The organism is Mesorhizobium sp. P2_F7 (genome assembly GCF_056403695.1).
Genome location: NZ_JBFUFA010000020.1, coordinates 28,250 through 49,750, shown reverse-complemented (window position 1 = coordinate 49,750; position 21,501 = coordinate 28,250). Strand labels below are relative to the sequence as shown.

21 protein-coding genes are annotated in these 21,501 nt (G+C 63.2%); 7 read left to right on the top strand and 14 right to left on the bottom strand.

Annotation, left to right across the window (positions count from 1 at the left end; all coding sequences use genetic code 11):
- The 8 genes from AC1DZ8_RS32120 to AC1DZ8_RS32085 form a co-directional block, all read right to left on the bottom strand.
- The coding region (locus AC1DZ8_RS32120; protein ID WP_477402303.1) for an Ig-like domain-containing protein at positions 1-1,775 on the bottom strand (1,775 nt) is incomplete at its 3' end.
- Between the two features lie 10 nt (positions 1,776-1,785).
- A complete protein-coding gene (locus AC1DZ8_RS32115) occupies positions 1,786-2,259 on the bottom strand; it encodes a hypothetical protein (RefSeq protein ID WP_477306928.1) in 474 nt (157 codons plus the stop codon).
- A gap of 1,072 nt (positions 2,260-3,331) precedes the next feature.
- Positions 3,332-4,591 carry an ABC transporter substrate-binding protein gene (locus tag AC1DZ8_RS32110; RefSeq protein ID WP_477307032.1) on the bottom strand — a complete coding sequence of 420 codons (1,260 nt, stop codon included), beginning with the start codon at positions 4,589-4,591 and terminating at the stop codon, positions 3,332-3,334.
- A gap of 42 nt (positions 4,592-4,633) precedes the next feature.
- Complete coding sequence (locus tag AC1DZ8_RS32105) at positions 4,634-5,062, bottom strand: hypothetical protein (RefSeq protein WP_477306930.1); 429 nt, start codon at positions 5,060-5,062, stop codon at positions 4,634-4,636.
- On the bottom strand, positions 5,059-6,114 hold the full coding sequence (locus tag AC1DZ8_RS32100; protein WP_477402301.1) for an aldo/keto reductase: 1,056 nt from the start codon (positions 6,112-6,114) through the stop codon (positions 5,059-5,061). Before AC1DZ8_RS32100 ends, AC1DZ8_RS32105 begins: the two co-directional genes overlap by 4 nt.
- Positions 6,111-6,464 (bottom strand): TIGR04076 family protein, encoded by a 354-nt coding sequence (locus tag AC1DZ8_RS32095; protein WP_477306934.1) that lies wholly within the window; start codon positions 6,462-6,464, stop codon positions 6,111-6,113. The genes AC1DZ8_RS32100 and AC1DZ8_RS32095 overlap by 4 nt, the downstream gene beginning before the upstream one ends.
- 1 nt (position 6,465) lies before the next feature.
- Positions 6,466-6,954: a DUF3830 family protein gene (locus AC1DZ8_RS32090; RefSeq protein ID WP_477306936.1), complete on the bottom strand. Its 489-nt coding sequence runs from the start codon at positions 6,952-6,954 to the stop codon at positions 6,466-6,468.
- 1 nt (position 6,955) lies between these two features.
- Positions 6,956-7,678: a GntR family transcriptional regulator gene (locus tag AC1DZ8_RS32085; protein ID WP_477306938.1), complete on the bottom strand. Its 723-nt coding sequence runs from the start codon at positions 7,676-7,678 to the stop codon at positions 6,956-6,958.
- A 127-nt stretch (positions 7,679-7,805) separates the two neighbouring features.
- Between AC1DZ8_RS32085 and AC1DZ8_RS32080 the strand changes: the two genes are divergently transcribed.
- The 6 genes from AC1DZ8_RS32080 (at position 7,806) to AC1DZ8_RS32055 (ending at position 14,660) form a co-directional block, all read left to right on the top strand.
- Entirely contained in the window at positions 7,806-8,603 is a 798-nt protein-coding gene (locus AC1DZ8_RS32080; RefSeq protein WP_477306940.1) for an ABC transporter ATP-binding protein, read from the top strand.
- Positions 8,600-9,367 carry an ABC transporter ATP-binding protein gene (locus AC1DZ8_RS32075; RefSeq protein WP_477306942.1) on the top strand — a complete coding sequence of 256 codons (768 nt, stop codon included), beginning with the start codon at positions 8,600-8,602 and terminating at the stop codon, positions 9,365-9,367. Before AC1DZ8_RS32080 ends, AC1DZ8_RS32075 begins: the two co-directional genes overlap by 4 nt.
- Positions 9,364-10,272: a branched-chain amino acid ABC transporter permease gene (locus tag AC1DZ8_RS32070; protein WP_477402298.1), complete on the top strand. Its 909-nt coding sequence runs from the start codon at positions 9,364-9,366 to the stop codon at positions 10,270-10,272. Before AC1DZ8_RS32075 ends, AC1DZ8_RS32070 begins: the two co-directional genes overlap by 4 nt.
- A complete protein-coding gene (locus AC1DZ8_RS32065) occupies positions 10,269-11,252 on the top strand; it encodes a branched-chain amino acid ABC transporter permease (protein WP_477306946.1) in 984 nt (327 codons plus the stop codon). Before AC1DZ8_RS32070 ends, AC1DZ8_RS32065 begins: the two co-directional genes overlap by 4 nt.
- On the top strand, positions 11,249-12,544 hold the full coding sequence (locus AC1DZ8_RS32060; RefSeq protein ID WP_477306948.1) for an NAD(P)/FAD-dependent oxidoreductase: 1,296 nt from the start codon (positions 11,249-11,251) through the stop codon (positions 12,542-12,544). The genes AC1DZ8_RS32065 and AC1DZ8_RS32060 overlap by 4 nt, the downstream gene beginning before the upstream one ends.
- Positions 12,545-12,698: 154 nt before the next feature.
- Positions 12,699-14,660 (top strand): 3-hydroxyacyl-CoA dehydrogenase NAD-binding domain-containing protein, encoded by a 1,962-nt coding sequence (locus tag AC1DZ8_RS32055; protein WP_477402295.1) that lies wholly within the window; start codon positions 12,699-12,701, stop codon positions 14,658-14,660.
- Between the two features lie 9 nt (positions 14,661-14,669).
- On the opposite strand, the gene AC1DZ8_RS32050 is transcribed toward AC1DZ8_RS32055, so the two are convergent.
- The 5 genes from AC1DZ8_RS32050 to AC1DZ8_RS32030 form a co-directional block, all read right to left on the bottom strand.
- Positions 14,670-15,947, bottom strand: a complete 1,278-nt coding sequence (locus AC1DZ8_RS32050) for a cysteine desulfurase-like protein (protein WP_477306952.1) — start codon at positions 15,945-15,947, stop codon at positions 14,670-14,672.
- 45 nt (positions 15,948-15,992) lie between these two features.
- Positions 15,993-16,667, bottom strand: a complete 675-nt coding sequence (locus AC1DZ8_RS32045) for an amino acid ABC transporter permease (RefSeq protein ID WP_477280153.1) — start codon at positions 16,665-16,667, stop codon at positions 15,993-15,995.
- Between the two features lie 163 nt (positions 16,668-16,830).
- Complete coding sequence (locus AC1DZ8_RS32040) at positions 16,831-17,628, bottom strand: ABC transporter substrate-binding protein (protein ID WP_477306954.1); 798 nt, start codon at positions 17,626-17,628, stop codon at positions 16,831-16,833.
- A gap of 91 nt (positions 17,629-17,719) precedes the next feature.
- A complete protein-coding gene (locus AC1DZ8_RS32035; protein WP_477306956.1) occupies positions 17,720-18,919 on the bottom strand; it encodes a pyridoxal phosphate-dependent aminotransferase in 1,200 nt (399 codons plus the stop codon).
- A 182-nt stretch (positions 18,920-19,101) separates the two neighbouring features.
- A complete protein-coding gene (locus AC1DZ8_RS32030; protein WP_477306958.1) occupies positions 19,102-19,863 on the bottom strand; it encodes an HpcH/HpaI aldolase family protein in 762 nt (253 codons plus the stop codon).
- A 123-nt stretch (positions 19,864-19,986) separates the two neighbouring features.
- Between AC1DZ8_RS32030 and AC1DZ8_RS32025 the strand changes: the two genes are divergently transcribed.
- Positions 19,987-21,078, top strand: a complete 1,092-nt coding sequence (locus AC1DZ8_RS32025) for an LLM class flavin-dependent oxidoreductase (protein WP_477306960.1) — start codon at positions 19,987-19,989, stop codon at positions 21,076-21,078.
- 23 nt (positions 21,079-21,101) lie between these two features.
- On the opposite strand, the gene AC1DZ8_RS32020 is transcribed toward AC1DZ8_RS32025, so the two are convergent.
- Positions 21,102-21,497: a RidA family protein gene (locus tag AC1DZ8_RS32020; protein WP_477306962.1), complete on the bottom strand. Its 396-nt coding sequence runs from the start codon at positions 21,495-21,497 to the stop codon at positions 21,102-21,104.
- Positions 21,498-21,501: the final 4 nt, after the last annotated feature.

Sequence of the window (21,501 nt, the reverse complement as noted above, 5' to 3'; positions counted from 1 at the left end):
TTGCCGATGTCGGCGACCGCGATTGATTGGCCTGCCGTCACGTCGACGCCGCTCAGCTTGAGCACGCCGTTGCTCGCCAGCGTGGTGATCGTCACCGCCGCCAGGGCGTTGGCCGGGCTGTCGTTGGCATCGGTGAAGCCGAAATCGGCCGCCGCGAACGTGTAGGTCCCGTCCTCGTTGATGGTCTTCGAATTGTCGGTGCCGTCCGGCGCGTCGTTCACACTGGTGACGTTGATGGTGATGCTGGCGGTCTCGTCGGCGCCGCCGTTGGACACGGTGTAGGAGAACATGGCCGGGCCGTTGTAGTCGGCGGCCGGGGTGAAGGTGAGCGTATTGCCGGCGCCGAGGGTGACCGAACCGTGGCTKACAGCAATGGCCGGCCCGCCCACGGTGATCGCGCTGCCGTTGATGGCGGTGATCTGCGCGCTGCCCTCGAAATTGTCGGCGCCCGAGACTTCGTTGGCCCCGCTTACCGGGTTGAAGGTGATGGCGGTGTCTTCATTGGTGGTGACCGTATCGGCGMCGATGTCGCTGACGGCATTGACCGTGACGGAGATGCTGGCGGTCTCGGTGACGCCGCCAGAGGTGACGGTGTAGGAAAATACGGCTGGGCCGTTGTAGTCGGCRGCCGGGGTGAAGGTGAGCGYATTGCCGGCGCCGAGGGTGACCGAACCGTGGCTGACAGCAATGGCCGGCCCGCCCACGGTGATCGCGCTGCCGTTGATGGCGGTGATCTGCGCGCTGCCCTCGAAATTGTCGGCGCCCGAGACYTCGTTGGCCCCGCTTACCGGGTTGAAGGTGATGGCGGTGTCTTCATTGGTGGTGACCGTATCGGCGACGATGTCGCTGACGGCATTGATGGTAATCGCTACGGTGTCCGTGTCGGTCGCCAACCCGTCCGAAGTCGTGATGGTAAGGTTGTCCGCACCATTATAGTCCGGCACTGCCTTATACGTCAGATTAGAGAGCACGGCGTTGATTTGCGCCGATGTACCCGCAATGATGACAGAATTCGTCCCGTTCTGTGTGACGCCTGGCCCGGACGTCACCGTAAGCGTACCGTGATTGACCGAGATCGTCGTCGTTAGTAGCCCGCCGTCGGAATCCGCGACAGATATTCCCCCGATCGCTTTTGTCGTGTCCTCGGTCGCGATCTGTGCCACAAGGGGGACAGTGTTTATCGGTCCATGATTTGTCGTGTTGTCGACCGTCACAGGGGCGATCGTCTCGACCGCACTGACCTTCAGGTTGATGCTCTTGAACTGGTAAAGTGACTGATCAGCCTGCAGCGTTTGCTGATTTCTGTGAGCCGGATACCAAACCGTATTGAAATAGTTGATCTCGTCGTTCAGCGCATGCATGAATGCGGCGTCATTGCTTTGTTGGACGCTGACGTAGATCTTAAGGGTGTCTATCTCCCCGGTTCCGCCCTTGGCCGAGCCGTTTCCGCCATCGTAGTTGTCGTATCCGCCAAAAGAACTGCCGCTCTGAGCGGCTCCGTTGTCGTAGACGGTGCCGCCGGCGAGAGTGCCGGGCAATCCGCCTGATCCCGCAACGTAGGTGCTCCCAAGCTTGTATTGGTTCTCATAGGCCCGGAAGATCAGAACGTCAGCGCCTGATCCGCCCAGAAGGTCATCAAAACCGCTGCCTCCATCGAGCGTATCGGCGCCTGACCCGCCATTCAGCCGGTCGCTTCCAGCGCCCCCCGACAGCACGTCGTCGCCGCTGCCGCCGACCAGATTGTCGTCGCTGCTTGTGCCAATGGTCGTCGCCATGCCCAGTCCCCTACCTTGCCAATTGTTCTTGTCGATCAAGAAGTGTCGACATCGACCCGCCGCTTGCAGCGGCGTCGCTCAAAAATTGTGAATCTGTGAGGGTAAGTTCGCCTCCGCCGACAAACGGCTTGATCCCAGGCGAGAGCGCCAGACCAAATGAGTTCGCGTTCAGACCAATGACATGTGTACCAATGCCAAACGCCCAAGCCCGCCAGTTCGGCAAACACAGACTGGTGCGCGCTGAACTTTCGCAGACAACAGCGGATTTCTTCCTATTGGTCGAGGTAGAAAACTCATCATCGCCAGAGCAAAGCGCGATTCCAACTAAATCCTTGCTCAACACATCGAAAGAAACGACGGCAAGGAGAGTGCAAATGGGGATGGTCGCATCTTCGGAAAAACTGGAGGCGTCATCGCCGGCCTGTGGCGTATCGCAAAGCGACTTCACAGCCCCGTTGCCGTCGGTGATTTGAGAAGACGCCATTCAACCCCCCTTTACCCATACACAGATGCCCCCACATCCGTTCACCGACCGCACTGAAAGACAAACTGCTCCCTGTCAGAAACTCCTGGCCGTCTATTGTCAGCGCATCATCCAAGCCGCCACAAGCCTGCCGCCTCACGACGAGCCCGACTAGCAAGGCCGTTTACAGACGGATGGCGGTTCGATGATGATAATAGCTCGCGGTGACATAAATCGCCGCCTTGCGTCTCCCTACCCCAATTGCACCATCTACTCGTTGGTTGCTGATCACGAGTTTTTAGAGAGTGCTAAATTAAGAGATTATTAACTCTTCCGAAGAGGAGGCGTCAACGTGCAAGTTTGCAAACAGTTAATGGTTGGGACCGCGGCCACTCCACAAATCCGTCTCTCAGACCAGATTCTCGCCTTAAAGCGTTTGCAGCGCGGCGTCGTACAGCAGCGGCAGTGACAGTTGGCCCACCCCGATGCCACTACTTCTGTCCGTCAGCACGGACTACCCGTGTCTCGAGCTTCGCCCGCGCCCCAGCCTTCGCCCTTGCCGGAATTTGCCAAAGTACCGCCAACGCAAAACCGTCATCTGCGGGCGATTTTCTTTATATATTTCAAAACGCTGACCTGAAAAAAGGACTGTCAGGCCCGAAAATCCGTGACGGTACTTTTCGCGGACGCTGAGCCTCGTATGAAAAGTCCCGTCAAAAGTACCGTCAGATTGATCTGCGTAGAATATTTTGAGGTTTCACCCACACTGCCGGGATCAATGGGACGATTTCTGCGCGAAGGGAGTTATCCGAGGGCGCGTTCAAGCGATCATGAGAAGTACCGTCAACGCTCCAACGGCGCCGCGACCTACGCGGCGCTCAACGTCAAGGCAAGGCGGATGCGATCACCTTCGGTTCACATTCTCGAAGACGGTCTTGTTCCGCTGCATCGTGGTGGGTCGGATAGAAGACCGCAGGCGATGTGGCGGGCGGGACGAAAGGCCCGCAGAATTTGCGCTTTCGGCTCTCTCGCCGCCGCGCGTTGTCCGGCGCTGATCTCGAGGATCGAATGCGCCGGACAAGGTGCCTGTGCCTTACTGCAGCTTCGCCTGCAATGCATTGACGTCGTCGGTAGTCATTTCACCATCCGTCGTCACTTTGCCGTCAACGATCTTCCACAGACGGAACGGGCCGGTGATATCACCATACTTGTCGAAGGAGACCGGGCCGATGACACCTTCGTAGCGGATCGGCTTGCCGTCCTTGATCAGGCCGAGCGCCTTGGCGAACTCGTCCTTGCCGGCATAGATCGGTGCACCGGCCGGATCGACCGCCTTGTACATGGCGTCCTTGATCTTGGCCGGATCCTCGGAGCCGGCAATGGCGATGGCGAGGCCGACAATGGCGCCGGCATCGTAGGAACGGTCGGCCGCCGGGTTCGACGGTTCGATACCGGAAAACGCCTTGTAGTTCTTGGTGAAATACTCCGTCGAGGCCGTCGGGCTGGTGCCCGAGGAGGTGCCATAGGCATCCTTGAGATAATCGGCGCCGACGGACTCGATGAAGTCGGGGCTGTTCATGCCGTCATTGAGCAGGAATTTTTGCACGCCGCCTTGCGAAATCCAGGTGCGGGCGACCGTTGCGCCGTCGACCGGCGTGCTGACGAGATAGAGCCCGTCCGGTTCGCCGCCCATCGCCGCCGTCACTTCCGAGGCGTAGCTCGACTGCTTCTCGTTGTAAGGCGTATCGGAGACGATGGTGCCGCCGAGCGCTTTGTAGGCGCGCGAGAATTCGGCCACCATGTTGACGCCGAAGTCGTTGTTGACGTGGATGATCGACAATTTCTTGAAGCCCTTGTCGATGGCGTATTTGGCGGCGGCGACGCCTTGCAGCGCATCCGAGGTGATGGTGCGGAAGAAGATGCCGTTGGTCTTGCCGTCGCGGCCAAGTGCGGTCAGCGTCGGCGAGGACGAAGCCGGTGAGACCTGGACGATCTTGGCCGGCCCGGTGACCGAGGTCAAAATCGGGATCGACACCGAGGAGATGATGCCGCCGATGATCACCGGCACCTTCTTGACCTGCACCAGCTGGGTCGCGGCGTCGACGGCGATATTGCCCTGGCTCTGGCTGTCGCGCGTGTCGGTCACCAGGTCGCAGCCGCGCACACCGCCGGCTTCGTTGATGTCGCGAAAGGCCATCTCGACCGATTTCGCGCCGGCCTGGCCGTATTCGCCGGCCGGTCCGGTCAGTTCCATGACCAGGCCGACGGTGATCTTGCAGTCTGCTGCGTGTGCGGCGCCGGCCATCGTCACGAGAGCCAGTGCGGTGGTGAATTGAAGTATTGTCTTTTTCATTTTCATTGCTGTTCCCCTTTTCTCAACTGAAACTTTGCCTGTTCAGCCTTCCGGCGCCTGCAGCCAGGTCTCATGCAGATGCCGCCATTCGACGCCGTTAGGCGCCGATGAACTGGTGGTGAAGACAGCACTGGACTGCCGGCGACTGTGCTTGCCGGCGCGCAGCTGCGCTTCGATGTAGAAGACAACGATCGTGTTCGCGTCCTGCCAACCCGGCCTGATATCCTCGATCGATATGGCAAAACCCTCGTCGCAAGTGGCGCGGCTTGTCCGGACATGGTCGACGACCGCGGCGCGATCGAGGATCTGGCCATTCGGCGCGACCATGGTGAGGCCTTCACCCATGACGGCCTCGAAGCGGCCGAACTCCACAGCGTCGGCTCGCGCTGCGACAAACCAGTCGACGAAGAAGCGATGCAGCTCGATGATTTCGGCGCTGGCACGCGAAAAGAGGGAGGGCTTGCCGCTCATTTCTTCCCCGCATTGAGGTTGTAATGCATGATCGAGCCGTGGCGGCCATGACGATCTCGCTCCAGCGTGTAGACATCGCCCTCGAGGCCGCGGCTTTCCGAGAGCACCGCGGCGATCCTGGCCCGGTCTTCCGCGTCGAGCGCGACGTCCATGATCTTGGCATTGGCCAGCGCATGCGCCTGGTTGCGGGCGCCGACAATGACGGCGGCCACTTGCGGCTGTTCGAGCACCCAAGCCGAAGCAATGGTGGCGATGTCGACGCCGTGGCGATCGCCGACGGCTTTCAGCGCCTTGAGCAGGGACTGGAACAGATCCCAGCCGCCGAAATCATCGATGATCAGCTTGTATTTGACCAGCGAACGATTTTCGAGCGGCGTGGCTGGCTCGGCCGCGCCAAGCCATTTGTCGCTGAGGAAACCGCCGGCCACCGAGCCGTAGCAGAGGAAGCTGACACCGTTCTTCGCGGCGAGGCCCGCCAGGCTGTTTGCCGGCCGCTGGTCGAGCACCGAATATTGCAGTTGCTGGCTGACCAGCGGAATGCCTGCGGCCAGGATTTCGGCCAGACGCGGCGTATCGAAATTGGTGGTGCCGAGATTGCGCACCTTGCCTTCCAGCCGAAGCTCGTCGAGCCAGCCCATCGCATCGACATAGCGAGGCTGGTCATAATCCCACCAGTGAAACTGCACGAGATCGATCCGCTCGGTCTTGAGCCTGCGAAGCGACTGATCGACGATGCCCCTGATATAGTCGCGGCTGATGCTGGCCAGCCGTTCGAGGTCAGGCACCAGCTTGGTGTGCACCTTCATCCTGGCCGCGACATCGAGGCCGCGCTCGCTGGCCAGCCGCAGGCGTGCGGCGCCGATCAATTCCTCGACGCCGGTGTAGATGTCGGCGCAGTCATAGGTCCAGATGCCGGCATCGAAAGTGGCGATCAGGTCGGTCACTGCCTGGCTGCGGTCGATGGCGCCATGGCCACCGGCGAGCTGCCAGCCGCCGCGGATGACGCGCGAGATCGTGTAGCCGGGGCTGAGTTCGACGGTCCTGGCGCTCATCGCTTGTCGGTCTCCTTCGGCAGGGGCACGGCCGTGGTTTCGGCATGGCTGAACCGCCGCCTGGCCAGCCTGACGATCCGCAGGCGGCTGGCGCAATTGGGATCGGGACAGGCGATCTCGGCATCAGAGGTCATCCAGTCATTGGCGTGCGTCGGGCGCTGCTTGGCCGCCAGGAGCGGCAACACGGCCGCGATCGAATAGATCGAAAAGCCTTGCCCGGCCGGCAGCGACAGCATCTCGCCCTTGAGCTCGAAATAATCGCCCGCTCTGGCGCCGCAATAGATCGGCTTACCCTCGGGGATGACCGCCTCGACGCGAAGGTCGAAGAGCTCGAAACTGTCGTCGGCCATGTCAGACCTCCACCAGACTCAAAGTGATCTCGCAGGCGCCGTTGCGGCGGATGACGCCGCAAGCAGCGGCGAACTGGTCGCGCTCTTCGGAACGCACCTGGGCGACGACGCTGCCGGCCAGCCAGCCGATCGGGAACAGCAGCCGAGCCCCCTGCCCGTAGTACAGGCCGATATCGAAGATGGCATTGGGATTGCCGCCCCACATGCGTGGCGGCACATAGGACAGCACGATATCGCCGGGCTGAGGCGTCAGCGTTGCATTCTCCGCCGGCAAGGGCCTGGCATAGGCCTCCCCCTCGAGCTGCGCCGAGGGAACCGGGCAGGAAATCTCGGGGCCGGTCCACATCGCATGGATACCCGGGACGATGCGTGGCTGCGCCAGATACGCCAGCAGGAAGGCGGCGTTTTCGGGGACCTTCTCCGGCAACAGCAGCGCCGTCACGGAAAGCTTCGAGCGTGGCTCTGTGATGCTGATGGCGGGCTTGGTCATGTCAGTCCTTCGCCGATTGAAGCTTGTCGCGCAGGAAGGCAAAGGGGCGGCTGATGTCAGCCACCAGCGCCTCGCGCGCCGCTTGCGCATCCTGTTTGGCAAGAGCCGCGACGATGCTACGATGATAGTGCGCGGTGTCGACCTCGCCGGCTTCGGAGAACGCGTAGATGGCGACGCGTATGCATGGCCCCGATTGAAGCCAGAGGCTTTCGATCATCGGGATCAGCACCGCCGAGCCGCAGCAGCGGTAGATTTCGAAATGGAAGCGCTGATTGAGCGTCGCTTCGCGGTCGATGTCCTTCTTGTGCTTCAGCGCCCGCATCTCGTCCCACTCGCCAAGCATGGCCTCGATGGTGGCGATCTGGCGCGGCCCCATCCGCGTGGCGGCAAGCGCGATCGCTTCGCCTTCGATGAGGGAACGCGCGCGCAGGAGGTCGTCGATGCGCTCCAGCGTGATCGGCGGCACACGCACGGAACGGTTGGGCAGCGCCTCCAGCGCCTTTTCCGTGATCAGCCGGCCGAGCGCCTCTCGCACCGGCATGGTCGAGGTGACCAGCGCATCGGCGAGACCGCGGATGGTCAGCACCTGGCTCGGTTCGAAAAGACCGCCGATCAGGGCCCGTCGCAACTCCGAGTAAACGCGATCCTGCACGGTCTCGCGGCCGACCGGCGTGAGCTGGGACGCGATCGTTTCGTTGTTTCGCTCGATGGCAGCCTTTTGCATGGCATTCCCAGTCTTGGCCCGTTTTCGGCTTGCGGAGAAAATTAAAGCCGATTAGCGTGATCAAAGCAAGTGTGATCACAAATCAAAAAAATCAGAAAGCGGCAAAGACCGCTCGGCCAGAGGGTGCATGAGCGAGACAGCTGAACGGCAGGACGAAATCCGCGCACCGGTTCTGTCGGCGACGAATGTCGTCAGGCGGTTCGGTGGCCTCGTCGCCGTCAACGGTGTCTCGTTTGATGTCAAAGCGGGCGAAATCCTCGGCCTGATCGGCCCGAATGGCGCCGGCAAGACGACGATGTTCGATCTGTTGGCGGGCAGCATATTGCCGACTAGTGGCGATATCCTTCTCAACGGCACGCGCGTCTCGGGTGAAGCCGCTCATCTGCGCATCGGCCGCGGGCTTGGCCGCACCTTTCAGATCCCGCGCCCGCTGCCCAATCTGACGCTGGTCGAAAACATCATGCTGGCGGCACAGGGCCAAACCGGCGAAAAGCTGCTCGCCAATTTCGTCACGCCTTGGCGGGTGGCCGCGCAGGAAAAAGCGGCTAGGACAAAGGCGCTCGAACTGCTGGAGTTGGTCACCCTCACCCACCTCGCGCATGAGCCGGCGCGCGTGCTCTCGGGCGGCCAGCGCAAGCTGCTCGAACTCGCCCGCGTCATGATGGCCGACCCGGCGATCATCCTGCTCGACGAGCCGGCGGCAGGCGTCAACGCCACACTGCTCGAAGTCATCATCGACCGCATCCGCGACATCAACGAAAGCGGCATCACCTTCCTGTTGATCGAGCACAATATCGACATGGTGACGCGGCTCTGCCACCGCGTGCTGGTGATGGCGAGCGGCGAATTGCTGTGCGAAGGCACGGCCGACGAGGTGGCGCGCGATCCGCGCGTCATCGAGGCCTATCTCGGAGGCGCGGCATGAGTGAGATCGTGCTGGACGTCCGTGACCTCGAGGCCGGTTACGAGCCCGGCGTGCCGATCGTGCGCGGCGCCTCGATCACCGTCAACAAGGGTGAAATCGTCGTCGTGCTCGGGCCGAACGGCGCAGGCAAGTCGAGCCTCATCAAGGCCGTCGCTGGCCTGGTGCCGATCAGCCGTGGCAGCGTGCTGCTCGACGGCAAGGACATTACCGCGGCGCCGGCGCACACCATGGTGCGCCTCGGCCTCGCCTTCGTGCCGCAGACCGAAAACGTCTTTACGCTGATGTCGGTGGACGACAATCTGAAGGTCGCCTGCGGCATTCTCGAGCGGCGCGAGGCTCCTGCCCGCATCGAGGAAATGTACGCCACCTTCCCCGACCTTGCGCGCCAGCGCCGCACGGCGGCCGGCTATCTCTCGGGCGGTCAGCGGCAGATGCTGGCGGTGGCCCGCGCGCTGATCGTCCATCCCAAGGTGCTGGTGCTCGACGAACCCTCGGCCGGCCTGTCGCCGAAATTCGTGTCGATGGTGTTTGAGATGCTGGCCGGCATCCGCAAGTCCGGCGTCACCATCCTTCTGGTCGAACAGAACGCCAAGGCAGCACTGGCCATCGGCGACCGCGCCTATGTGCTGGTCGAAGGCAAGGACCGGCACGAGGGCATCGCCTCGCAGCTGTGGAACGATCCCGTCGTCGCCGAGCTCTATCTCGGCCAACGGCCGCTACATCAAGAGAGCGCCGCAGCGTCCGGCAAGGGAGGCGCAGCATGAGCCTGCAATTCGTCGTCGACGGGCTGCTGACCGGTTCGATGATCGGCCTTGGCGCCATCGGCGTGACGCTCACCTATTCGATCTTGCGCTTCTCCAACTTCGCCCATGGCGACTTCATGGCCTGGGGCACCTATGCAACGCTGGCCGTCGTCAGCGCCATCGGCGCAACTTTCGGCAAGGTGGCGCCGATCGCACCGCTGTCCTTCGGCTGGCCGCTGCTTGTCGCCCTGGTTGTCGGCATGGCGTTCACCGCTGTGCTCGCGCTACTGCTTGACAAGATACTGTTTTCGCGGCTGCGCTCTCAAGGCCAGGCGATCATCGTGGTGATGGCGAGTTTCGGTGCTTCGATGGCGCTGCGCAGCCTGCTTGAATTCACCTTCACTTCGCAACCGACCTATTTCAGCCGGGCGATCCAGATCGCCATGCCGGTCGGTTTCGGCATCCGCATTACGCCCGACCAGATCGCATTGCTGCTGCTGACGGCTGTGCTGGTACTCGGCGTGCATCTGTTGATGACGCGCACGCAGACCGGACGCTCCATGCAGGCGCTGAGCCAGAACGCGGCGCTGGCCCGCATCGTCGGCATCGACGTCGCCAGCGTGGTGCGCGTCACCTGGATCATCGGCGGAGCGCTCGCCTGCGTCGCCGGGGTGATGATCGGCATTCTGGTGCAGATCCGCCCGTTTATGGGCTTCGACATGCTGCTGCCGATGTTCGCCGCTGCCATTCTGGGCGGCATCGGCAGCATACCAGGCGCCGTGCTCGGCGGCCTGATCATTGGCCTCGCCGAAGCCGGCGCGGTGCAGCTGATCGGCGCCGAATGGCGGGCCGCAATCTCCTTCATTATCCTGATGGCGGTGCTGTTCGTGCGGCCGATCGGCCTCTTCGGCGTGGGGGAAAGATGATGGACCTCATCGGTTACGGCGCTTTCTTCCTGACCACCGCGCTGATCTTTTCGCTGGTCACGCTGGGGCTCAATCTGCAGTGGGGGCTGACTGGGCTGTTCAATGTCGGCCTCGCCGGCTTCGTTGCCATCGGCGCCTATACCTCGGCGCTGTTGACCACGCCCGACGATGCCGCGCGTCTCGGCGGCTTCGGCCTGCCGATCCTCGTCGGTTGGGCGGGCGCCATGATCGTCGGCGGTATCGCCGCGGCCCTGACCGGAATCGCCACGCTGCGGCTGAAATCGGACTATCTGGCGATCACCACTTTCGGCGTCGCCGTCGTCGTGCAACTGGTCGCGCTCAACGCGCAGAAGCTGACCGGTGGTCCCTTCGGCATTGGCTTCATTCCGCGCCCTTTCGGCAGCCTTGCCGAGACGCCGCTGCTGTTCAACCTGTCCAACCTCGCCGTCGTCTGCGTGGTGACGTTGATCGCCTATCTCGCTCTGGAGCATCTGTCGCGCAGCCCCTGGGGCCGGGTGCTGAAGGCGTTGCGCGAGGACGAGCGGGCAGCGATCTCGCTTGGCAAGAGCGCGCGCTTCTACCGTGTCCAGGCCTTTGCCGTCGGTGGCGCCATCATGGCGCTGGCCGGCGCGTTGCAGGCGCATTTCACCGGCTTCATCGCGCCCGACAATTATCTGCCGATCCTGACCTTCCAGGTCTGGGTGATGCTGATCGTCGGCGGCTCGGGCAGCAATGCCGGCGCCATCGCCGGCAGCATCCTGGTGTGGGCGATATGGGCGGGTTCCGGCACCATGACCAGCGTGCTCTTCTCGCCGGAACAACAGGCCCGCGCGGCCTCGCTGCAGATCGTTGCCATCGGCGTCATGCTGTGCCTCATCCTGCTGATCCGGCCGACCGGCCTGTTTGGCGATCGGCCAAAGCGGCCGAAGCTCGGCAAACAGACGAAGCCCGTAGCAAGCGAGAGCGAGGCTGGATCATGAACGCCATGGTTCGGCAGCAAGTGCATGGCGTCTCGCTCTGGCATGCCGTCAGCCGCATCCGCCGCGAACGACCCGCACTGCAAGGCGGGCTCGACGTCGATCTCGCCATTGTCGGCGGCGGTTTTTCCGGCCTGTCGACGGCATTGCATGCAGCCGAGAAAGGGCTTTCGGTCGCCGTCCTCGAGGCCGAGTACATTGCCTGGGGCGCGACCGGGCGAAATGCCGGCCTCGTCGTGCCGAACTTCGCCAAGCGCGACCCGAACGATATCATCGCCGAACTCGGAGCCGAGCGCGGCGAGCGGCTGGTCGACTTCGCTGCCGGCAGCGCCGATCTCGTCTTCGGCCTGATCAAGCGGCACGGCATCGAATGCGACGCGCTGCAGAATGGCTGGATCCAGCCGGCGCATTCGCCTGCCGCGCTGGCAAAGACGAGATCGCGCGCCGAGCAATGGGCGGCGCGTGGCAGGCCGACTGTAACGCTTGATGCCAAGGCGGTCACGACGCTGACCGGTATCGGCGGCTATGCCGGCGGCTGGATGGACAATTCGGGCGGCGTACTTAATCCGGCCGAGTATGCGCGTGGTCTTGCCGATGCGGCCGACAAAGCCGGTGCACGCATCTTCGAGCAGACGCGCGTCACCTCGATCGATCGGACAAAAGATGGCTGGGTATTGAAGACCGCATCCGGCGCTGTGCGGGCGGGAAAGGTGCTGGTCGCCACCAACGCCTATGGCGGAGCGCTGAACCGAACGCTGGCGCGGACCTATGTCCCGCTGAAAGTATTCCAGATCGCCACCGCGCCGCTGCCGCGTGCCATACGCGCGCGCCTGCTGCCCGGCGGCCATGGCATCGGTGACACAAGGCGCAACCTGTTCACCTGCCGCTTCGACAGCCAGAACAGGTTGATCAGCGGTGGCATGCATATCGTCGGCAGCGGCGCCGAGACGCGCGTGCCGCGAACGGTCTGGCGACGGCTCGCCAGGCATCTCGATTTGCCTGACCTGCCGCCGCTTGCCTACAGCTGGACGGGCGTGGCGGCGGTGATGCCGGATTTCCTGCCGCGCCTCATCGACCTCGGCCCGGGCTTGATCGCCGGCTTCGCCTGCAACGGGCGCGGCATCGCCATGACCACGGCGATGGGCAAGGTGTTGGCGGACTGGGCTGCCGGAGCGGACGCCCACGATCTGCCGCTTCCCTTCGCCGCGCCATCGCCGATTCCGTTCCATGAAGTTGTCCGCTATGCGCCGAACATGTTGCTCCCCTGGAGCATGCTGCGCGACCGGCTGGATTAGACTGCCAACCCAAGGATGCAGGCTTGAAGTTTTTTGAATTCTAATTATTTTAAGCTTGAAGTTTTTTTGAAGACTCCACGGCGCTGCATTCGCCCGAGCCGGGGCCTCGCGCCATTTGGCTGGAGAGCAGGCCGTCGTTGCGGAATGAAACTCCATGAGCACTGAACGATTTTTCGAGAGTGTCGTTGGCAACATCGTCGATGGAGTTCTCATCGTCACCATCGAAAATCCGCCGGTCAACGCGCTCTCCTTCCACGTCAGGGGCGGACTGACGGCTGCGCTTGAACGCGCGAGATCGGATGACGTGTCCGCCGTGGTGCTCACTGGCGCCGGGCGTACTTTTGTCGGCGGCGCCGATATCAAGGAATTCGGCAAGCCCGCTATTGAACCCACACTGCCTGAGGTCATCGAAGCGATCGAGAGCTTCGCGAAACCGGTGGTCGCGGCAATCGGCGGCGCGGCGCTCGGCGGCGGCTGCGAGATTGCGCTGGCCTGCCACTACCGCGTCGCCGGCAAGGCGGCCAGCTTCGGGCTGCCCGAGGTCAAGCTCGGGATCGTGCCCGGGGCTGGCGGAACCCAACGCTTGCCTCGCCTCGTCGGCACCGTCGTTGCAATCGACCTCATCGGCACGGGTCGCGTCGCGAAAGCCGATGAAGCCCTCACTCTCGGCCTGATCGATGCCATTGCGGACGACCTTCCCGAAGGCGCGCTCGATGCCGCTCGCCGTCTCGTTGACCAGCCGTTGCGGCGGACAGGCGCACTCTCCGTCCCGAGTTCGCAACCTGGGGCCGACGCGGCCGCTGCAAAGAAGGTGCTTTCCCTTAGCCGTGGACAGATCGCGCCTGCGGAAGCTGTGCGACTGGTCCAGGCGGCGTCCACGGCCAGACTGAAGGACGGTCTCGCGGACGAACGCGCGACCTTCCTGCGCCTTCGGGATTCCCGCGAGGCGGCGGCATTGCGCCACGTCTTCTTTGCCGAGCGGCAAGCCAGCAAGGTCGACAGGCTGGAGGGTGTTGCGCCTCGCAAGGTCGAGACGGTCGGCATCGTCGGAACCGGCCTGATGGGCGCAGGCATAGCAGTCTCGGCCCTGAATGCCGGCTATCGCGTGATCGGCATCGAGCAGACCGACGAGGCGGCGGCCAAAGGATACGAGCGTATCGCTGGCCTCCTCGACAAGTCGGTCCAATCCGGCCGCCTCACGGATCATGCGCGCGGGGAGGCACTGAGCCGGCTTGAAACGGCCAGTGACGCCGGCAGGTTGGCAGAGGCCGATCTGGTCATAGAAGCGGTGTTCGACGAACTCGCAGTAAAAACCGAGCTCTTCCGCAAGCTCGATCGCATCGTCCGCCCCGACGCCATCCTTGCCACCAACACCAGCTACCTCAATCCCGACGAGATCGCCTCGGCAACCGCCCGGCCCGAGCGGATCGTCGGCCTGCATTTCTTCTCGCCGGCCAACGTCATGCGGCTCACCGAAGTGGTGGATTGCGCGGCGACCGCGCCCGACGTGCTCGCCTCGGCGATCGCCTTCGTGCGAAAGCTCGGCAAGCTGCCTGTCGTGAGCGGCGTGACCGAGGGTTTCATCGGCAACCGCATCTATTCGGCCTACCGCCGCGAAGCGGAGTTCATGGTCGAGGATGGCGCGACACCGGAAGAGGTGGATGCCTCGCTGGAGGCCTGGGGCTTCCCGATGGGGATCTTCGCCGTCAACGACATGGCTGGACTGGAGATAGCATGGGCGCGGCGCAAGCGGCAAGCGCCCATGCGCGATCCAAAAGCGCGATATGTCGAGATCGCCGACCGGCTGTGCGAGACCGGCCGCTTCGGCCGCAAGACCGGGCGCGGCTGGTACGACTATTCGAACGGCGAGCGCAGGAGCGACCCGCAAGTGATGGCGCTGATCGAGGGGGCACGGGCAGCCAAGGGCATTGAGCCGCGCCGCTTTTCGGCCGACGAGATCGTCACGCGCCTGCTGGCGGCAATGGCCGACGAAGGCAAGGCGTTGCTCGCCGAAGGCATCGCGGCGCGTGCCTCCGACATCGATCTGGTGATGATCAACGGCTACGGCTTCCCGGCCCACAAGGGCGGACCGATGTTCCATGCCGGAGATGTCTGAGGGTCCGAACTAAGACAGCCTGGCGATGACGGCGCGCAGCGCTTCGCCGAAACGCCTGACCTCGTCGACCGTGTTGTAATGCACCAGCGAAGCGCGGATGGCGCCGCTGTCCATCGACAGGTTGAGGCGCTTCATCAGCCGCGGCGCGTACATGTGGCCATCGCGGATGCCGATCTGCATCTCGGCCATCTCCTCGACGATTTTCTGCGGCGACAGCTTGCCGATGTTGAAGCAGAAGGTCGGCACGCGCTCATGGATGCGGGCCTCTTCGGCGACGCCGTAGATCGTGGCATTGCAGTCCTTCAGCACGGCCAGCATCTCGCGCGCCAGGAGCAGTTCATAGTCGCGGATGGCCCCCATGCCGGCAACGATATTCTCACGCCGCGAACGGTTGTTGGACGGCGCCAGATTGCGGCCGATCAGTTCCAGGTACTGCACGGCGGCATCCATGCCCGAGACGTTCTCGTAGATGAAGGTGCCTGCCTCGACCTTGTAGGGCGGCTCGTCGGGGATGAAATCCTCGCGGAAGGTCGGCAGCCGCTTCAGTGTTTCGAAGCGGCCCCACAGAAAGCCCATATGCGGCGAGAAATTCTTGTAGCCGGAGCAGACGAGATAGTCGCAGTCCCAGGCCTGCACGTCGATCAGCCCGTGCGGTCCGTAGTGCACGCAGTCGAGGAACACTTCCGCGCCGGCGGCGTGCGCGATTCTGGCCACCGAGGCCACATCGACGATCGAGCCGATCGAATGCGCCGTCACCGTGCAGGCGACGAGGCGGGTGCGCTCGGACACCAGCGGCTTGAGGTCGTCGACATGCAGATTGCCGTCCTCGCGCATGCGCCACCACTTGAACTTGGCCCCGGCGGACTCCAGCGCCAGCCACGTCGCGATGTTGGCGTCATGGTCCATGTCGGTGATGACGATCTCGTCGCGCGTCCCATCAGTGTCTCTGGCCAGCATCTGGCCGATGCCGAGACTGACCAGGCGGATGAACGAAGTGGCGTTCATGCCGAAGCAGATTTCCGACGGACTATAGGCGTTGATCAGTAGCGCCACGCTTGTCCTTGCATCGGCGACCGATTGGTCGACCGTGACGGAGCGACCATAGCGGCCGCCGCGCTGCACATTGTGCGAGACCAGATGGTTGGTCACCGCGTCGAGCACGCTCTGCGGGATTTGCGCGCCGGCGGCATTGTCCATGAAGATGAAATCACCGGCCCGCTGCAAGGCGGGAAACATGGCGCGTATGGTGTCGACCGGAAAGCCGCCGGTGGCTTGGGAAGTGCTCAATTGTATCTCCTGCGCAGGGCTTGGACGTGGGTTTGATTGGCGAGGTCAGCGAGCCTTCTCGTCCTTGAAGCGCGCTTCAAGCAGACTGACGAGGCGGACCATCGGCCAGAGGAAGATGAGATAGACCAAAGCGGCGCCGATCAGCGGCGAGGGATTGGCGTAGAGCGACTGCGCGTTGGTCGCTTCCTTCAACAGTTCCGGCAACGCCACGGTGGAGGCGAGCGACGTGTCCTTGAACATCGAGACGCAATTGCTGGTCATCGGCGGGATGACCACACGGATCGCCTGTGGCAGCACCACCTTGCGCAAGGTGAGCAGGAACGGCAGGCCGAGCGCCTGCGACGCCTCGAACTGGCCGCGCGGAATGCTTTCTATGCCAGAGCGGAACACTTCGGCCGAATAGGCCGACATGATGATGGCGAACGCCGTCACCGCGGAGGCCCAGGACGACAGGCGTATGCCGAGGAACGGCAGCGCGTAATAGATCAGGATCAGCACCACCAGCACCGGCAGGGCACGGAAGATGTCGGTGTAGCCTACCGCCAGCCAGCGCAGCGGCTTCGGCGCGTAGAGCCGCAACAGGCTTATCCCCAGGCCGATCGGAATGCCGATGCCGATGCTCAAAATGCCGAGCAGCAGCGTGTTCAGGAAGCCGCGCAGCAGCGCCGGCAGGCTGGACATGATGACATCGGGATTGAAGAAGGTGTCGATCAGCGACATCAGGGCATTCCCGACCGTTTGTGCGTCACGCGACGCTGGAGAAGGGCCCGGAAGCATCGAAAGCGGTTTGCCGCGCTGACCTGTGGCTCCGGGGAAGGATCATGAATGGAAACGAGACGTGCCGGCCCTTAAGCCGGCACGTCTTGTGTTTGCCGGCGGCCGTTCAGGCCTTGGGCAGCGGCAATTCCTTGACCGTTGAGGAATCAGCCGGCGCGTCGCTGCCGAACCACTTCTTGTGGATCGCGGCCAGCGTGCCGTCCTTCTTCATCGCGCTCAGCGCGTCGTTCAGCTTGCCGAGCAGCGGGTGATCCTTGCTCATCATCAGCCCGTACTGCTCACCGGTCTTGATGCGTTCCTTGACAACGAGGTCCTTCATCTTCTGGAAGGAGTACTGCATGCCGGGAATGTCGCTGACGGCGGCGTCGACGCGGCCGGCGCTGAGATCGAGCAGAAGATTCTGCTGCGTGTCATAGCCCTTCACGTCGCTGTAGCCGTCTGCTTCCTGATGCGCCTTCACCCAAGTCTCGCCGGTCGAGCCCGACAGCACGCCAACGATCTTGCCCTTGAGGTCGGCCTCGGTATTGACGGCGCTGTCTGTCTTGGTGGCGATGCCCATATCGGAATCATAATAGGGCTGAGTGAACGACAGCGTCTTCAGCCGCTCCGGCGTGATGGTGATCGAGGAGATCGCGACATCGATGCGTTTGGAGCTGACAGCCGCAAACAGCGCCTGGAAGCCGAGATCGGCAATCTCGGTGGTCATGCCGACGCGCTTGGCCGCCTCGTTGACGATATCGACCTCAAAACCCTCGAACGTGCCGCTCTCGTTCTTGTATTCGAAGGGCGGGTTGGTCGGGTAAGCGCCGACATTGAGCACATCTGCCGCGTAAGCAGTTGCGGGACCGGCGGCGATGCCGATGGCTGCGGCGAAAAGGATGAGATTGCGACGGCTAAGCTTCATAGGTGTTTCCCTCTGGGGTGTTCCCTCTGGTTGTTGATCGGACGGGAATTCTCCCGCACGGTTTGTTGCCGTCCCACCTCCCAGCGGGGCGTCAATTCATGGCGGCGACCATGCGCTCGAGCGCGGTCGCGATCTGGTTGCGGTCTCGGCACACGCACATGCGCAGGAAGGCCGCGGCCGAATGTCCAAAGAGGTGGCCGGGCGCCAGCCCGACGCGCGCTGTCTCCAGTATCCTGGCACAGGCCTGCCGGGCGTCGCTTTCGCCGTCCATGGCAAAGAAGGCATACATGCCGCCGCGCGGTTTCGTCGGCAGGATGATGCCGGGAATTTGGGCTAGCCTGTCATAGGCAAGGTCGAGGCCGGTCTTGATCCGCTGTCTGATCTCCTCGACCAGCGGTTCGCCCTGGCGGATGGCGGCAACAGCGCCTGCCTGGATCGGCGCGGCAGTGCCGCTGTTGATATACTGCGTCATGGCACCAAGTTGGTCGGTCACCCCCGACGGATGCGTCAGCCAGCCGATGCGCCAGCCGGTCATCGCCCACGCTTTCGAAAAGCTGTTGACCGACAGCACCCGGTCGCCATCCTCGGCGATCTGCAGGATGGAAGGGGCAACATCGCCGTCGAAATAGAGCCGGCCATAGACCTCGTCGGAAATGATCCAGATGCCGGTGCGCCGGCTGAAGTCGAGCAGCGCCTGCATCTCCTCGCGCGACGCGGCCCAGCCGGTCGGGTTGGACGGCGTCGACAGGAAGATCGCGCGGGTGCGCGCGTCGCAGGTTGCAAACAGCCGGTCGAGATCGAGCTTCCAGTCCCCTTTGAAGTCGAGCGAAAACGGCCTCGGCTCGCCGCCGATCAGATGGATGGCGTTGTGGATGTTGGGCCATTGCGGCGCGACATAGACGACGTTGGTTCCGGTATCGACCAGCAGTTCCAGCGCCAGGTACAGCGCCTGCATGCCGCCCGGCGTGACGGTGGTGCGCGCGATCGGGATCGAGCGGCCGTGAATGCGCGTCTGGTAGTCCGACAGCGCCTCGTTCAATGGACCGTGGCCGCGCATGTTGGGAACGTAAAAGGTCTGGCCTTCGTCGAAGGCAGCCTTGGCGGCGTCTCGGATGAAGGCGGGCGTCACCATGTCGCCTTCGCCGTACCAGAGCGCGATGACGTCGCCCAGTTCGCGGGCGCGCACGGCAAGGTTGGCGATGTTTTCGGTGTGCAGGTCACGAATCTGCGCGCGCACGCCGTCGAAAGCATAGCGCGCGCTGGACGATGACTGGGGCAGTATGAACGACAAGGACTGAAACCCCTCCCACCCGGAGCACTACGACTGCCCGGCAAGCCCCTCCGGCACCGCAGTCGCTACCGGCCTGGATGCTATCCAAAGCGCGGCGCTTTTCAAGGAAAAAGTTTTAAGCTTAAAAAGTTTGGCTTGGCTGTTGCCTCGCCGATACGCCCTTTTTCCTGGCTGCGCCCGTCTCATGCCAATTCGTCGCGCGCGGCGGCAAAGTTGGCCGCCGCACCTGCGCCAAGAAACATCGCGTCGCTGGCCAGCATGAAGAAGCTCGCGCCGATCGCTGCCCACCGGCCGATATTCTGCGGGCTGGCGCAAAATATGCCGGCTGCCTTGTCGTGTGCGATCGTCACACGAATGATTGTTTCGATCGCCGCGTTGAGCTTGTCCGCGCCTTTCGCCGCGATCGCATCGATCGAGACAGAGAGATCACCGGGGCCGACGAAGATCACATCGACGCCGTCGACGGCAGCGATCGCCTCGATGTTGGCGAGCCCTTCCGATGTCTCGACCTGGACCGCGACGACGATCCTGTCATTGGCGGCGGCCAGATATTCGGGAATGCGATAGCCATAGCCGGCCGCGCGGCCAGGCCCGACGCCGCGTTCGCCCAGCGGCGGATAGCGCGAGAACTTGACCGCCATCGCGGCCTGCGCGGCAGTTGAGACGCGCGGCACCAAAACGCCCTGAGCGCCGCTGTCGAGCGCCGCCTGAATGGTTTCCGGCGCATGGCCGGGAACGCGCACCATCGCTGGCACGCGGTGCACATCGGCCGCGCGCACCATGGCCTCGATCGTGTCGCGCGCGATCTGGGCATGTTCCCAGTCGATGCACAGGAAGTCGAGGCCGGCGAGCGCCATCACCTCGACTGCGACGGGGTGTGGAATGGCTGCGAAAGAGCCGACGAGACTGGTCTTGCCGATGCACTTCTGACGGAACTCGCTCATCGCCATCCCTTTCGATGTTCCGGAGAATCCATATCCGCAAACGGCGTCGAGGCGAAGCTATTTCAGGCTTGAAATATTTTCGCGTGGGCCTAGCGTGTGGGTCTCCCGCCGCGAGTTCCCACCATGATCAAAACGCATCCGCTGCACGGCCCGAACAAACTGAAGCTCGGCGTCTTCTCGACCAATGCCGATGGCGGCCTGGCCATCACCGATGTGCCGGAACGCTGGACGGCGAGCTGGCAGGACAATCTGACGGCGGCGCAGATTGCCGACCGCGCCGGGCTGGAATTTATCCTGCCGATCGCGCGCTGGCGTGGCTTTGGCGGCCGCAACAAGGTGCGCGAATGGTCGTTCGAGACCTTCACCTGGGCGGCTGCACTGGGTGCTGCCACCGACCAGATCGGCCTGTTCATGACGGTGCATGTTCCGCTGGTGCATCCGCTTTACGCCGCCAAGGCGCTGGCAACGGTCGACCATATCAGCCAGGGCCGCGCTGGCCTGAACATCGTCTGCGGCTGGAACCCGAAGGAATTCGGCATGTTCGGCACACCGCTGGTCGAAAAGGGCTATGAGCAGGCTGCGGAATGGATCGAAGTTCTGGAGCGGCTTTACGCATCGAGCGAACCACTCGATTACGAAGGCATCTACTATCGCCTGACGCAAGCGGTCAGCCGGCCGGCGAGCCTGCAGGTGCCCCGCCCGGTGACCATGAACGCCGCCTTCGGTGGCCCGGGCCGCGATTTCGCCGCCGCCCGATGCGATTATCTGTTCACCACCTTCTCCGAGATGGGCGATGCCGGCAAGCATGTCGCCGACATCGGCGAGCGGGCTGACAAGGTTGGCCGCAATGTCGGCGTCTATACGGTGGCGCATGTCGTCTGCCGTCCAACGATGGAAGAGGCGCAGGCCTATTACAACAGATATGCCGTCGAACTGGCCGACCACGACGCGGTCGATGCCCATATGGCCGGCAAGAAGGAGTTCTCGCAGTCGCATGACCCGCATGCCTACGACCGCTACCGGCAGCGTTTCGCCGGTGGCGCCGGCACTTACCCGCTGGTTGGAACGCCGCAGACGATAGCCGCCGAGATGGCCGCAATAGCCGGGCACGGCTACCAGGGCATCGCGCTGTCCTTCGTCAACTACACGCAGGAACTGCCCTATTTCTGCGACCATGTGTTGCCGCTGCTCAAGCAGGCCGGGCTTCGTGGCTGATCAATCCGGGAATAACGAATTCGTTATTCTGGAATAACGGCGGTTGCCTGAATCTCGACCTTGGCGCGATCTTCCACCAGCGCCACCACTTGCATCGCGGCCATCGCCGGAAAATGCCGGCCGATCACCTCGCGATAGGCCTCGCCGATCCCCTTGAGGTTGCCGAGATATTCAGCCTTATCGGTGAAATACCAGGTCATCGCGGTGATGTGGCGTGGCTCGCCGCCGGCCTCCGCCAGCACGGCGACGATGTTTTGCAGCGTCTGCCGCACCTGGCCGGCGAAATCGTCGGTCTCGAACTGGCACTGCCCGTTCCAGCCGACTTGTCCGCCGACGAAGATGAGCCTGCCGCGCGCCGCGACGCCGTTGGCGTAGCCGACCGGTTTCGCCCAGCCTTCCGGCTGCAGGATCTTGTGCATTTTC